Annotated in this window: 13 protein-coding genes; all 13 read left to right on the top strand. The window is 52.9% G+C overall.

Annotated elements, in window-relative coordinates; translation table 11 throughout:
- Positions 1-134 precede the first annotated feature (134 nt).
- The 13 genes from Psch_RS05230 (at position 135) to Psch_RS05170 (ending at position 12,999) form a co-directional block, all read left to right on the top strand.
- Positions 135-1,544 carry an ammonium transporter gene (locus Psch_RS05230; RefSeq protein WP_190239379.1) on the top strand — a complete coding sequence of 470 codons (1,410 nt, stop codon included), beginning with the start codon at positions 135-137 and terminating at the stop codon, positions 1,542-1,544.
- 87 nt (positions 1,545-1,631) lie between these two features.
- The gene (locus Psch_RS05225) at positions 1,632-1,970 is read left to right on the top strand and encodes a P-II family nitrogen regulator (RefSeq protein ID WP_190239378.1); all 339 of its coding nucleotides are present in this window, start codon (positions 1,632-1,634) and stop codon (positions 1,968-1,970) included.
- Positions 1,971-2,332: 362 nt separating this feature from the next.
- Positions 2,333-2,650: a P-II family nitrogen regulator gene (locus Psch_RS05220; protein WP_134219998.1), complete on the top strand. Its 318-nt coding sequence runs from the start codon at positions 2,333-2,335 to the stop codon at positions 2,648-2,650.
- Positions 2,651-2,664: 14 nt separating this feature from the next.
- Complete coding sequence (locus Psch_RS05215) at positions 2,665-3,051, top strand: P-II family nitrogen regulator (RefSeq protein ID WP_190239377.1); 387 nt, start codon at positions 2,665-2,667, stop codon at positions 3,049-3,051.
- A 35-nt stretch (positions 3,052-3,086) separates the two neighbouring features.
- Positions 3,087-3,941: a nitrogenase iron protein gene (gene nifH / locus Psch_RS05210; protein WP_134219996.1), complete on the top strand. Its 855-nt coding sequence runs from the start codon at positions 3,087-3,089 to the stop codon at positions 3,939-3,941.
- 71 nt (positions 3,942-4,012) lie between these two features.
- A complete protein-coding gene (nifD, locus tag Psch_RS05205) occupies positions 4,013-5,422 on the top strand; it encodes a nitrogenase molybdenum-iron protein alpha chain (RefSeq protein ID WP_190240232.1) in 1,410 nt (469 codons plus the stop codon).
- Positions 5,422-6,855 carry a nitrogenase molybdenum-iron protein subunit beta gene (gene nifK / locus Psch_RS05200; RefSeq protein ID WP_190239376.1) on the top strand — a complete coding sequence of 478 codons (1,434 nt, stop codon included), beginning with the start codon at positions 5,422-5,424 and terminating at the stop codon, positions 6,853-6,855. Before nifD ends, nifK begins: the two co-directional genes overlap by 1 nt.
- Before the next feature lie 170 nt (positions 6,856-7,025).
- Positions 7,026-8,387: a nitrogenase iron-molybdenum cofactor biosynthesis protein NifE gene (gene nifE, locus Psch_RS05195; protein WP_190239375.1), complete on the top strand. Its 1,362-nt coding sequence runs from the start codon at positions 7,026-7,028 to the stop codon at positions 8,385-8,387.
- Positions 8,384-9,670, top strand: coding sequence for a nitrogenase iron-molybdenum cofactor biosynthesis protein NifN (nifN, locus tag Psch_RS05190; RefSeq protein ID WP_190239374.1), 1,287 nt, complete (start codon positions 8,384-8,386; stop codon positions 9,668-9,670). The genes nifE and nifN overlap by 4 nt, the downstream gene beginning before the upstream one ends.
- Positions 9,671-9,694: 24 nt before the next feature.
- Positions 9,695-10,102, top strand: coding sequence for a nitrogen fixation protein NifX (nifX, locus tag Psch_RS05185; RefSeq protein ID WP_190239373.1), 408 nt, complete (start codon positions 9,695-9,697; stop codon positions 10,100-10,102).
- On the top strand, positions 10,081-10,344 hold the full coding sequence (gene fdxB / locus Psch_RS05180) for a ferredoxin III, nif-specific (protein WP_190239372.1): 264 nt from the start codon (positions 10,081-10,083) through the stop codon (positions 10,342-10,344). Before nifX ends, fdxB begins: the two co-directional genes overlap by 22 nt.
- A gap of 202 nt (positions 10,345-10,546) precedes the next feature.
- Complete coding sequence (gene nifB, locus Psch_RS05175) at positions 10,547-11,836, top strand: nitrogenase cofactor biosynthesis protein NifB (protein WP_190239371.1); 1,290 nt, start codon at positions 10,547-10,549, stop codon at positions 11,834-11,836.
- Between the two features lie 392 nt (positions 11,837-12,228).
- Entirely contained in the window at positions 12,229-12,999 is a 771-nt protein-coding gene (locus Psch_RS05170) for a radical SAM protein (protein ID WP_190239370.1), read from the top strand.
- Positions 13,000-13,039 lie beyond the last annotated feature (40 nt).

Genomic DNA, 13,039 nt, shown 5'->3' with positions numbered 1-13,039 from the left:
TACGGGGCCTCAAGATAAAAATCCTCTTTGGCAAAGCCAGGCGCCAGCTTTAAATGAGAGGTATTTAGCAAGGATCCCGGGGCGGTTTAACTCATCTTAAGTCTAACTTATCTCAGATTAAGGAGGTAGTTAAAATGAAAAGTCGTTTTTTGCGGACGTTTGCCTTGTTTTCAACTTTTATGATGACCATTCCGGCCTTGGCTTGGGCGGATGATGCAGCCCAGGCAGCAGCAACTATAGATACAGGTGACACATCATGGGTCCTGATCTCTGCAGCGCTGGTTATGCTCATGACACTGCCCGGCCTGGCCCTGTTCTACGGCGGCCTGTCCCGGAAAAAGAACGTTCTCAGCACTATTATGTACAGTTTTTTCGCGATGGTTATCATTAGTCTGCAGTGGCCGTTATGGGGCTACAGCCTGTCCTTTGGGCCTGATATAAACCACATTATCGGCAGTCTGGACTGGTTCGGCCTGAGCAATGTCGGCATTGATCCCAATCCCGACTACGGGGCTACGATACCTCATCAAGCCTTCATGATCTTTCAAATGATGTTTGCGATAATAACCCCGGCGCTGATTTCCGGCGCCTTCGCAGAAAGGATGCGTTTCCCTGCATTTATAGCGTTCCTGCTGCTCTGGGCTACCTTTGTCTATGACCCTGTCGCCCACTGGGTCTGGGGTGTTGACGGATGGCTGCGCAACCTGGGCGCTCTCGACTTTGCCGGAGGCACCGTTGTGCATATCCTCTCGGGTGTGTCGGGTCTGGTAGCCTGCCTGGTCCTGGGCAAGCGCAAGGGCCTGGGCAGTGAACCGATGATCCCGCACAACCTGCCCTTTGTGGTACTAGGAGCGGCGCTCCTTTGGTTCGGCTGGTTCGGTTTCAACGCCGGCAGCGCATTAGGCGCCAACGGACTTGCCGTCAGTGCCTTTGTTGTAACTCACCTGGCCACCGCGGCAGCGGCGTTCTCCTGGGTAGTGGCAGAATGGCTGCACCATGGCAAACCGACCACACTGGGCGCTGCTTCCGGCGCGGTAGCCGGACTGGTGGCCATCACTCCCGCCGCCGGCTTTGTAGGGCCAATGCCTGCCATATTGATTGGTCTGATTTCCGGTGTGGTATGCTACCTCATGGTCAGTGTGGTAAAAGCGAAGCTTCGTTATGATGATGCGCTGGACGCCTTTGGTATCCACGGTATCGGCGGCACCTGGGGGGCCATTGCCACCGGCCTCTTTGCCAGCACGGCGGTTAACCCGGCCGGCGGCGACGGACTTTTCTTCGGGAATCCCGAACAGTTGGTCAACCAGCTCATTGCTGTAGCAGTAACCTGGGGCGTGGCTATCGTCGGCACTTACGTCATTCTTAAGGTCATCAATCTCTTCAGCAAGCTGCGCGCTACCGACGAAGAACAGGATACCGGCCTCGATTTCACCCAGCACGGTGAGGATGCCTATACCGACCTGGTCTCGGGTTCTACTTTAGCCGCATTTGCTGCAGTCCCGGCAGCCAAAGCAACTGCCGGTGCGGTTAAGCCGGCCTTGTAAAAGGATGATAATGTGTCTCAAGCTTAAAGCATAAACGGGCTATATCTATATAAGGAAAGGATAAATATTTGCGAGGAGATGATCCGTTTGACCAAGATTGAATGCATACTTCGACCGGGCAAACTGGAAAACGTTAAAGATGCTCTTAATGAATATGGTATACATGGCATGACGGTAACCCAGGTAATCGGTTGCGGTCTGCAGAAGGGACGAACCGAGGTTTACCGCGGCGCCGAGTACAGTATCAACCTGCTCCCCAAAATCAAGTTGGAGATGGTTATACCGGATAAGAATGTCAGTGAGGTAATTCGAATAATTACTGATACTGCAAGGACGGGAGAAATCGGGGACGGTAAAATATTTACCTACAAGGTTGACAACGCCATTCGTATTAGAACCGGTGAAACCGGTGATGAGGCGATCTAGTCTATTATTCCCGGCAGACGGGAATGGGACGCCCTTGACATCTTCTTAAGTTCAGCCAGGGTGGCTATCGCAAGTAAAAACAGTGTAGTTTAAGTAAGTTTGCGCAGCGGCGACAGAAAACGAAAATTGGGCAAGGACGCCTGTAATTCCCCAGAGATGGGTCGGGCGTCCTTTTCTATTGCCAAAAATAGGATAAATCAAGGAGGGTTGGTGCTTACGACAAGATCAGTAAGTCTTCCACCACATAAAACAAGGTGGCTGGGTAATGCCGGACCTCCAAAGCGTCAGCTGGTCGGGCCGCTTACGGGGGTGGAGCGGGAACGATTTGGTGTTTATACGAGTAAAAAGAGGAGGAAATACCCATGAAGATGATTCGAGCTATAGTTAGACCTGAAAAAAGTGAAACTGTCGCTGAGAAATTGGCTGAATCCGGAATTGTTTCCATGACCAAGATGCACGTGTTTGGCCGGGGTAAGACCAAGGGTTTGCAAGTCGGTGATATTCGTTATGACGAGTTTCCCAAAGTTATGTTGCTCACAGTTGTTCCGGATGAAGATCTTGAAAAAGCAATGGACATTATTATCGAAGCCGGCAAGACGGGTAACATTGGTGACGGAAAAGTCTTTGTCTCAGCCGTGGAGGCCGCTTATACGGTACGAACCGGCGAAGCTGAGCTGTAAAGGAGCGAGGGCAGATGAAAGAAATTATCGCATTTATCAGGCGCCATCAGGTCCCTGCTTCCAAAAAGGCTCTGGAAGATGCCGGCTTCAACGCTCTTACCATTCAGAGTGTTGAAGGACGCGGCAAGCAAAAAGGCGTGGGCGGCTGGGCTGCGGAAGTGGATCCCCATCTTAATCCGCTCTTGCAACATGTAAATCTGGTGCCGGAAGCCGTAATGAGGTGGATTCCCAAACGTATGTTGACCCTGGTTGTTCAGGATAACGAAGTTGCCAAGGCTGTAGACGTCTTAATCAAGGCCAATCAAACTGGACATATCGGTGACGGGAAAATCTTTGTATGCCCGTTGGAAGAGGTGGTCAGGGTAAGGACCGGTGAAAACGGTCCCCGGGCTGTATCTTAGAAAATAGTATCATCTTAAAAGAGAGGAGCGATCTTATGAGGCAAATTGCTATTTATGGAAAAGGCGGCATCGGTAAGTCCACCACCACCCAAAATACGGTGGCAGCTTTAGCCGAGATGGGTAAAAAGATCATGATTGTCGGCTGTGACCCCAAAGCTGATGCTACGAGACTTATCCTGAATATCAAAGCGCAGACCACCGTTATGGATTTGGCAAGGGAAAGAGGCACGGTGGAAGATCTGGAACTGAGTGATGTTTTGTATCAGGGCTATGGCGGCGTTCGTTGCGCCGAATCAGGCGGCCCTGAGCCGGGTGTCGGCTGCGCCGGGCGTGGTGTGATCACAGCCATCAACTTTCTGGAAGAAAACGGCGCCTATACCCCGGATTTGGATTACGTCTTTTATGACGTCCTGGGTGACGTGGTTTGCGGCGGTTTCGCCATGCCCATCCGGGAGAATAAAGCCCAGGAAATTTACATTGTTTGTTCCGGCGAGATGATGGCGATGTACGCTGCCAACAACATTGCCAAAGGGATTTTGAAATACGCCACCTCCGGCAGTGTGCGCATGGGTGGTTTGATTTGCAACAGCCGGAAAACTGACAAAGAATATGAGTTAATTGATGAACTGGCCAAGCGCTTGGGCACCCAGATGATTCATTTTATTCCCCGTGACAACGAAGTTCAGCGGGCGGAACTGCGCCGGATGACCGTCATCCAGTATAACGAAAAACACCCGCAGGCGGACGAATACCGCGCTCTGGCTAAAAAAATCGACGAAAATAAAAAAATGGTTGTTCCGACCCCGTTGACCATGGATGAACTCGAAGAACTCCTCATGGAGTATGGCATCCTGGAAGACGAAGCGACCGCAGCAGCCAAGCTGGTGTAATGATCAATAAACCGAAATAATAAATCAACGAATCGGAGGTGACCGCGGTGGGAGAAAAACCTAACGCTTCAATGGTTGAAGAAGTCTTATCTGTTTATCCGGAAAAGGCCAGAAAGCTAAGAGCCAAACACATTGTTGTCAAGGAAGAGGGTTCTACCTGCGCCATCAAGGCAAACATAAAATGCGTTCCAGGATTGATGACAGCCCGCGGTTGCGCCTATGCCGGCGCTAAAGGTGTTGTTTGGGGACCCTTGAAAGACATGATCCATCTATCCCACGGTCCGGTCGGTTGCGGCTATTACTCCTGGGGAGGCCGGCGCAACCTGACCAAGGGCGTAGTGGGCGTCGAAAGCTTTACGCCGATGCAGTTCACCTCGGACTTTTCGGAAAGTGACATTGTTTATGGCGGCGATAAGAAACTGGAAAAGGTCCTGCGGGAAGCCAGAGAATTGTTCCCAAGCGTCCAGGGGTTTTCCATTTGTTCCGAGTGCCCGGTGGGTTTGATCGGAGATGACATCGAGAGCGTAGCCAAGAAGATGATGAAGGAATTGGATGTCCCCATTGTTCCGGTTCGCTGTGAAGGCTTCCGCGGCATCAGCCAGTCTTTAGGCCACCATATCGCCAACGACGCGGTCCGGGATCACCTGCTGGGGAAAAGGGAACGTGATGACGCAGGCCCTTATGACATATCCCTGATCGGTGACTACAACATCGGCGGGGATGCCTGGGCTTCCAAAAAAATTCTTGAAGAGATGGGTTTAAGAGTCCGCAACGTCTGGACGGGCGACGGCACTGTGGAGGGGATGATGGCGGCCCACCAGGTCAAACTGAACCTGATCCACTGCTACCGCAGTATGAACTACATCTGCCGGCATATGGAAGAGACCTACGGTATTCCCTGGTTGGAGTTCAACTTCTTCGGGCCGACCAAGATTAAGGAGTCCATCCGTAAAATCGCCGCCCAATTTGATGAAACCATCCAGCGTAAAGGTGAAGAGGTCATTGCCAAGTACGAGCCGCTGATGCGGAAAGTGATCGACGAGTACCGTCCCCGCCTGGAGGGCAAAAGGGTGATGCTCTATGTCGGCGGTTTGCGTCCCCGTCACACCATAGGCGCCTATGAGGATCTGGGCATGGAAGTGATCGGCACGGGTTACGAATTTGCCCACAAGGACGATTATGATCGGACCTTCCCCCAGATGAATAATGAGACCATCATATATGATGATGCGACTGAACATGAGTTAGGGGAATTCATTCACAGGATGCGGCCCGACCTCGTCGGTTCAGGGATCAAGGAAAAATACGTCTTTGAAAAAGCGGGCTTTCCCTTCCGCCAGATGCACTCCTGGGACTACTCGGGGCCGTACCATGGCTATGACGGCTTCCCCATCTTCGCCCGGGATATGGATATGGCCATAAACAGCCCGACCAGGACGTTGGCGAAAGCGCCGTGGAAAAAAGAGAAGGAGGTGCGCTGATGGGCGAGGCAACCAGTAATTGCACCCAATCTGTGCTGGAATGGATGGCTACAGAAGAATACAAAGAAAAGAATTTTGCCCGGCAAGCCTTGGTCGTCAACCCGGCCAGGACCTGTCAGCCTTTTGGCGCGATGCTTTGCGCTTTGGGAATTGACGGGTGCCTTCCCTTTGTGCACGGCTCTCAGGGATGCGCCGCCTATTTCCGTTCCTGCTTGACCAGGCATGTGCGTGAGCCCGTACCGCTGGTATCAGACTCGATGACGGAGGACGCCGCGGTCTTCGGTGGTCAGGCCAACTTGATCGAAGGCTTGAAAAACGCCTATGCCACCTACAAACCAGCGATAATGGCTATTTTTTCAAGCTGTATGGCGGAAGTGATCGGAGACGACATGAAATCATTTATTGGCAATGCGCGAAATCAAGAGGCTATACCGGCCGACTTCCCCATCGCTTTTGCCAACACCCCGAGTTTCACGGGTTCGCACATCACCGGTTTTGACAACATGTTAAAGGGCTTCCTGCAGTCTCTGGCCGACCCGCGCCAAGGCAAATGGACCAATGGCCGTTTATATGTGGTTCCGGGGTTTGACCTTTATCCCGCCAATTTGCGGGAATACCGCCGCCTGGTTACCAGTATGGGCATCTATATGACCATGCTGCCTGATCCCACGGAGGCCCTTGATTCTCCTCATACCGGTGAGTACAAGATGTACCAGCCCGGTACACCCATGGGCGAACTGGCAGACGCTCTGAACGCTTCCGGCTTCATCTTCATGCAGAAGTATTCCACCGTGGGCACCCGGAAGTTTGTCGAGAACGTGCAGAAGATCACGAGCGAAGCGGTAACCATGCCCATCGGCATCCGCAACACCGACGCCTTCCTCATGACCCTGCATGAGATGACCGGCAAATCCATTCCAGCCGAACTGGAAGCTGAGAGAGGACGTGCGGTGGACGCGGCTATTGACGCCCACCAGTACATCCACGGCAAGCGCTTTGCCATGTACGGCGATCCGGATTTGCTGCTTGGTCTCGTCGGATTCCTGCTGGATATGGGCGGTGTCCCGGCGCATATCGTTTGCAGCAACGGCAACGAGCCCTTCCGCAAAGAGATGGAAGCGCTGCTGGCGTCCAGCCCCTTTGGGGCTCACGGCAAGGTGTACAACGGTAAAGACCTCTGGCATTTGCGCTCCCTCTTGCTCACCGATCCGGTGGATATGCTGATCGGTGACTCCCATGGCAAGCAGATTGCCAAAGACGCCGATATCCCCATGGCCCGCATCGGCTATTACCTGCCGGATCGTGTACACCTGCACCGCCAGCCCATCGTCGGCTATCAAGGGGCGATCAACCTGATCACCATGATTGCCAACATCTTTATCGACGAGTACGACCGTAACTGTCCCGAGGAACGTTTTGAAATCCTGAGATAACAAATCATTCAAAAGTCAGGGGGACATACCTGCTTTGGGGATGAAAATCGTTATACGCCCTACGCCTTACGACTTACGACTACATTGCCTACGGTCTACAGCTATATTGACACACAAACCAAGTCTCCAGAAAATATCAGCCACTATACAGGCAGAAAGGAGGTCACCCGGTGTTTGTCACTCTCTCCAAACTGGAACTGAAAGACAACTGCCCCCTGGAAGACAAAGGGGCGCCAAAACTGTGTATGAAAGCGTTGCCGGGGGAAGGCGCGGAACGCAGCTGCGCCTTTGACGGAGCAAGGGTGGTCCTCATGCCGGTTACCGACGCGGCTCATCTCGTGCACGGACCCATTGCCTGTGCGGGAAATTCCTGGGACAACCGGGGCGCGAAATCTTCCGGGCCGGAGCTTTTCCGCAGGGGTTTGACCACTGATCTGGTGGAGATGGACATTGTTTACGGCGGGGAAAACAAGCTGACCCAGGCCATCATAGAAGTTGCCAACAAGCACAAGCCCAAAGCTGTCTTTGTTTACGCCACCTGTGTTTCGGCTTTGATCGGAGACGACCTGGAAGCCGCTTGCCAAAAAGCGCAGCCCCATGTATCCGTTCCGGTAATCCCGGTCAACGCCCCGGGATTCATGGGCGACAAGAACATCGGCAACCGGATCTCCGGCGAGGTGTTGTTCCGTCACGTTATCGGTACCGCCGAGCCGGAAAAGACCTACAAACCGGCGATCAATTTCATAGGTGAGTACAACATCGCCGGTGATCTCTGGGGTATACAACCGTCCCTGGATGCTCTGGGGATTCATTTGCAGGCTTGCATCAGCGGGGACGCGCGTTTTGATGACTTGCGCACCGCCCACCGGGCTCAACTGAATATCCTGGTTTGTTCCAAAAGCCTGACCAATTTGGCCAAGCAAATGGAAAGAAAGTGGGGTATCCCCTATATCGAAGGATCTTTTTACGGTATTCATGATACGAGTCATACCTTGAGGGCCATTGCCCGCGCTTTTGACGACCCCGGTTTGATGAAACGCGCCGAAGCGCATATATGCGAACAGGAGGCCAAGATCCGTCAAATCATCGAACCATACCAAAAACGCCTGGCGGGCAAAAGAGCCGTTCTATTTACCGGCGGGGTTAAGACATGGTCCATGGTGACGACCTTAAAAGAACTTGGCATTGAGGTTCTGGCCGGGGGAACACAGAATTCAACACCTGAAGATTTCCTGCGCATGAAAGCGCTCATGGACCCCTCCGCCGAGATCATTGAAGATACCAGCGCCGCGGGCTTTCTCACCCTGATTGAAGAGAAGCGGCCTGATCTGATCGTGGCCGGGGGCAAGATCAAATACACGGCGCATAAAACCCGTACTCCTTTTCTGGATATCAACCACGGCCGCAACCTGCCCTACGCGGGATACCAGGGCATGGTCACCTTTGCTCAAGCCGTTTCCCGCACCGTATTCAGTCCGGTCTGGGAACTGATGCGGCAGCCTTTCCCTCCGGTGGGAGGTGAGCAGGCATGAAAAACAGCGTGAGCCTGGCCGAGCGCCATTACACGGGGAATCCCCAGAAAAACAGCCCCGCCCTGGGAGCCACCATGGCTTATATGGGCGTGGACGGACTCCTGGCGCTCCTGCATGGATCGCAAGGCTGCTCCACTTTTATTCGTCTCCAACTGTCCCGCCATTTCAAAGAGCCGATCCCACTGAACTCCACGGCCCTCTTGGAGGAAACGGCTATCTTTGGGGGATGGGAGCATCTCAAAAAAGGTATCGCCAAAGCGGCCGACAAGTTTAAGCCGCGCATCATCGGGGTCATGAGTTCCGGGTTGACGGAAACTTTCGGCGACGACATGAACAGCGCTTGGGCGAGTCTGTTGCAGGAACGTCCCGACCTTGCGGCAACTCCGGTGGTGCTGGCCCAGACCCCGGATTATATCGGTTCTTTGCAAGAAGGCTACCTTCGGGCGGTATTGGCCTTGTTGGAGACCCTGGCTTCAGAACCCGCGCCTCGCGAAGCCAAAACGGTAGCCCTGTTTCCCGGGGCGCATTTTAGCCCGGCAGATGTGGAAGAACTCAAGGAAATCCTGGACCTTTTTGGTTTTGAGCCGTTGTCTCTGCCGGACATTTCCACATCCCTGGATGGCCATGACGAGCTGGAACCTGCTCCAGTTGTGCAGGGAGGGATTTCTCTTTCGGATATTCGCCGGCTGCCGGGATGTAAGGCCGCCTTTTCCTTCGGTCCCAGTATGACGGGAGTTGGCGCGGCGTTGGAAAAACGCCATGGAGTAGCGCATCATCAAGTGGACTCCCTTACCGGCCTGGAAGCTGTGGATGCTTTTATCCTTAAGCTTGCCGAGCTTTCTGAAAAACCGATCCCGGAGAAGCTGTTGAGACAGCGCAGCCGGTTGTTGGATACGATGGCCGATTACCACGATCAACTAGGTACGAAAAGGGTCGTGTTGGCCCTGGAAGCCGATTTGCTGGTCGCCCTGACCGGCAGCCTTACGGAAGTGGGAGCTATTGTTCAGGGGGCGCTGACTGCCTCACCCCTCGGGCTGCAGGCGATGCCCCCCGGCATCCCGGTTGCCGTGGGCGATCTGGAACACCTGGAGGACATAGCCGCCGGCAGCCACCTGGTTATTGGCAATTCCAACGCCCGTCAGGTGGCCGGCCCCAAAAAGATCCCCCACTTGAGAGCAGGGCTGCCTGTTTTTGACAGGGTGGGTATACCACAAAAAGTGTGGGTGGGCTATCGCGGGACCCAACAATTTCTGATCGATGTTTTAAATACTATGGCCAAGTAACGGCCGGCTATGGAGGTGCTGTTCATGCGTGTCGCTTTTGCTACCATGGGCGGTCAAGATAGGGTCGACGCCCACTTTGGTCTGGCTCCCGCCTTTGCCGTCTATGATGTTACCCCTGATAACATCCGGTTTACCGGTATGATCCACCTCCCGGAACAGTTCTCCGAAGATGATAAGGTCGAAATCCGCGCGGAGACGCTGCGGGAATGCGCGGTGGTTTACTGCACGCAAATCGGGGGGCCGGCCGCGGCCCGGCTGGTCCAGCAGAAAATTCATCCGCTCAAAGTGAACGCAAGTACCCTTATCGAAGACGAGCTGCAGCGTTTGCACACGCTGCTGAAAGGCAATCCGCCTCCATGGTTGCGCAAACGTTTAGCTGAAGAAATGAAGATCAAGGAGGAAACATTGGAATGCAAGTGTACAAGGGATTAAACTACGGCGGGTCGGAATGGACTCCCAAATTCGTGGCAAGTATCGACCCTGAAAAATGTATCGGTTGCGGTCGCTGTGTCAAGGTATGCTCTCAGGGCGTTCTGGGTTTTGGATACCTTGATGACGAGGAAGAAGACCGGATGCGCGCATCCATTGCCAACAAGGATAAATGCATTGGTTGCAGGGCCTGCGGCATGACCTGCGTCAAAAAAGCCTATAGCTTCGAACCCAAAGCGGTTTAGCGTTTCCCTGGAACGGGCGGTTGCATTCAATATTCATTTTTATGATTCATCTTTGATCACAGGTTGAAAAGCCATCCTGCGAAGGTAAGGAGACACGCCTTCACACTATTGGAAAGTTATCATAATTACTACCGCGCGCGCCATGTTTACTGCGAGGCCTGAAAGCGACAATCTGGCTGAAGGAAGTTTGAGGTGAGCATAAATGAACGGCAAAGACAACACTGTTAAGAACATCCATCCCCTGTCCTCGGACATCCAGAAAAAAACAAGCCGGCATCCCTGTTTCACATGCGGAGCCAGCCATAAATATGCCAGAATGCACTTGCCAGTTGCGCCGGCGTGCAATATCAGCTGTAATTACTGCAACCGTTTATTTGACTGCCTGCATGAAAGCAGGCCGGGCGTCACCAGTGAAATCCTGACACCGGAAGCGGCACTGGCCAAGTACATGGGAGTCAAAAAGCATATGGAGAACCTCAGCGTAGCCGGTATTGCCGGACCGGGTGATGCGCTGGCCAACTGGGAGAGCACCAGAAGGACGATTGAGTTAATCAAGGAGTATGACCCCGAGGTGATTTTCTGCCTGTCAACCAACGGGTTGATGCTGCCGGAATATGCTTCAGAGATCGTTAAACTAGGTGTGCGGCATGTCACCGTCACGGTTAACTGCCTGAATCCGGCTATTGGGGAAAAAATTTATCACCATGTGCACTATCAGGGGAAAAGGTACCAGGGTGCTTATGGCGCGTCCATTTTAATTCAAAATCAGATAGCAGGAATAAAGGAATTGACTTCTCAAGGGGTATTGGTCAAGGTCAACATCGTGATGATCCAGGGTATCAACGACAGTCACGTGCCCGTTATCGTCAAAAATGTAAAAGATCTGGGGGCCTCGCTCACCAACATTATGCCGCTAATCCCGGCCGGGGGGAGTACTTTTGAAAACTACTCCCAGACCAGTATGAGGGATATTAAGATCATGAGGGCCATTTGTGAGGTTGTGCTGCCACAGATGAGCCATTGCCGGCAGTGCCGGGCCGACGCCATCGGCTTGTTGGGGGATGACCGGTCTTTGGAGTTTCGCGATCCGGAAGTCGCCAAAGAGACCAACCCAGAGGTCCCGGAAAAAGCGGACCGGGAACAATACCGCATTGCCGTGGCTACCGGTGACGGCCGGTTGGTGGACCGGCACTTCGGTCACACCTCGGAGTTTGCCATCTACAGGGGAGACGGTGAGGTATTTCAACTGGTTGAAAAGCGTAAGGTGCTCCGTTACTGCAATGGTAAGGAAGATTGCGATGAAGAAGACCGGCGGAATACCGTGAACGCTTTGCAGGACTGCAATGTTGTGCTATCTCTGCGGATTGGCTATCAGGCCAGGGAAAAGCTGCTGAAAAAAGGCATATTAAGTTTTGAGCTGTATGACACCGTCGAAAACGGGCTTAAACACGCGGCTAAAAAATTAGGGAAGCTGAGTAAAAAGAGCGGTTGAGGTAATCATTCAAACCCGCACATCTTGCAGCATGAGCTACTATTTATCAACCTGGATAAAATATGGCCGTACCCGGTCCGGATGGGAAGGGATACTCCCTGACCATAAGGCGCCCGGTCCCGGGTGCGGCCATTATTATCATATAACGATCCTGTTTATATTTTCAACCTAAGCCTTAACAGAATACATCGTAAGTTAGACACCAGTGTCGCTAAAGGCGGTACCAGCAGCGAATGAAAATTTGGCGATGTGGGTGCGATTTCAATCGCACACGGCGCGTCAGCGCCGAACTTGTTGTAGCTAATGTAACATTTGTGCGAATGAATTCGCACCTCTGTGAGCTGAACAGCTGTACAGTTATTTTCATAGCAGGATAGGAGTTGTGGTTAGCAATGTCTCTTGAGGAAAAGTGGATATTAAGCCAGCACCCCTGTTTCAATTCCGCTGTTGAACGCTGGTTTGACCGGTATCCACTGGCGGTGGCTGCCGGTTGCAATATCAGGTGCCATTACTGCTCCAGGGTATACGACTGTATGAACGACAATCTTCCCGGCCGCGTCAGCAAAACATTGTCACCCCGGGAAGCCTTTAAGAAGCTGCATAACGCTCAGCGGCAGAGCGAGCGTATCCGGGTAGTCTGCTTTAATGGGCCTGGCGAGCCTCTCGCTAACAAGGAAACGCTGGATACTTTGGAACGTGTGCATAACCACTTTCCGCAGCTGATCAAGTGCGTCAGCACCAACGGCCTGCTTTTGGAAGATTATGCTGAAAAGCTTTATGCTGTTGGTGTGAGGGCCGTCACTGTGACGGTTAACGCCGTCGACCCCGCCCTGGGCCGGAAAATATACGGCTGGGTTTTTTACAATAATCAGCCCTATCAGGGAATCTCCGCTGCAGAACTTCTTCTAAACAAGCAGTTGGCCGGCATTCGAGAAGCAAGGAAAAGAGGTATACTGATTAAGGTCAACACGGTCTTAATACCCGGGCTAAACGAGGAGCATTTAAAACAGGTGGCTGTTGTGGTTAAACAGGCCGGCGCTTATACAATGAAAGTAATTCCTTTTATTCCCCAGGCGGAGTTGGCCCAGTTGCCTGCCACCAGCGGAAAGATGTTGCACCAGGTGAAGCGGGAATTGTCGACTATTATTCGCCAGACGATATAAGTGGCTATAGGGGCGAATAAGGGTAAAGGCGCAAGGATGC

Origin of the sequence: Pelotomaculum schinkii, assembly GCF_004369205.1 — a bacterium.
GTDB lineage: Bacteria > Bacillota > Desulfotomaculia > Desulfotomaculales > Pelotomaculaceae > Pelotomaculum_C > Pelotomaculum_C schinkii.
This window is presented reverse-complemented; position numbering and strand designations above follow the sequence as displayed.

Excerpts from the sequence above, each read along its gene's own strand:
- nifK (WP_190239376.1), top strand. The coding sequence starts at position 5,422 with ATGGGCGAGGCAACCAGTAATTGCACCCAATCTGTGCTGGAATGGATG.
- nifX (WP_190239373.1), top strand. The coding sequence starts at position 9,695 with ATGCGTGTCGCTTTTGCTACCATGGGCGGTCAAGATAGGGTCGACGCC.
- fdxB (WP_190239372.1), top strand. The coding sequence starts at position 10,081 with ATGCAAGTGTACAAGGGATTAAACTACGGCGGGTCGGAATGGACTCCC.
- nifH (WP_134219996.1), top strand. The coding sequence starts at position 3,087 with ATGAGGCAAATTGCTATTTATGGAAAAGGCGGCATCGGTAAGTCCACC.
- nifN (WP_190239374.1), top strand. The coding sequence starts at position 8,384 with ATGAAAAACAGCGTGAGCCTGGCCGAGCGCCATTACACGGGGAATCCC.
- Psch_RS05230 (WP_190239379.1), top strand. The coding sequence starts at position 135 with ATGAAAAGTCGTTTTTTGCGGACGTTTGCCTTGTTTTCAACTTTTATG.
- Psch_RS05215 (WP_190239377.1), top strand. The coding sequence starts at position 2,665 with ATGAAAGAAATTATCGCATTTATCAGGCGCCATCAGGTCCCTGCTTCC.
- nifB (WP_190239371.1), top strand. The coding sequence starts at position 10,547 with ATGAACGGCAAAGACAACACTGTTAAGAACATCCATCCCCTGTCCTCG.
- Psch_RS05170 (WP_190239370.1), top strand. The coding sequence starts at position 12,229 with ATGTCTCTTGAGGAAAAGTGGATATTAAGCCAGCACCCCTGTTTCAAT.
- nifD (WP_190240232.1), top strand. The coding sequence starts at position 4,013 with ATGGTTGAAGAAGTCTTATCTGTTTATCCGGAAAAGGCCAGAAAGCTA.
- Psch_RS05220 (WP_134219998.1), top strand. The coding sequence starts at position 2,333 with ATGAAGATGATTCGAGCTATAGTTAGACCTGAAAAAAGTGAAACTGTC.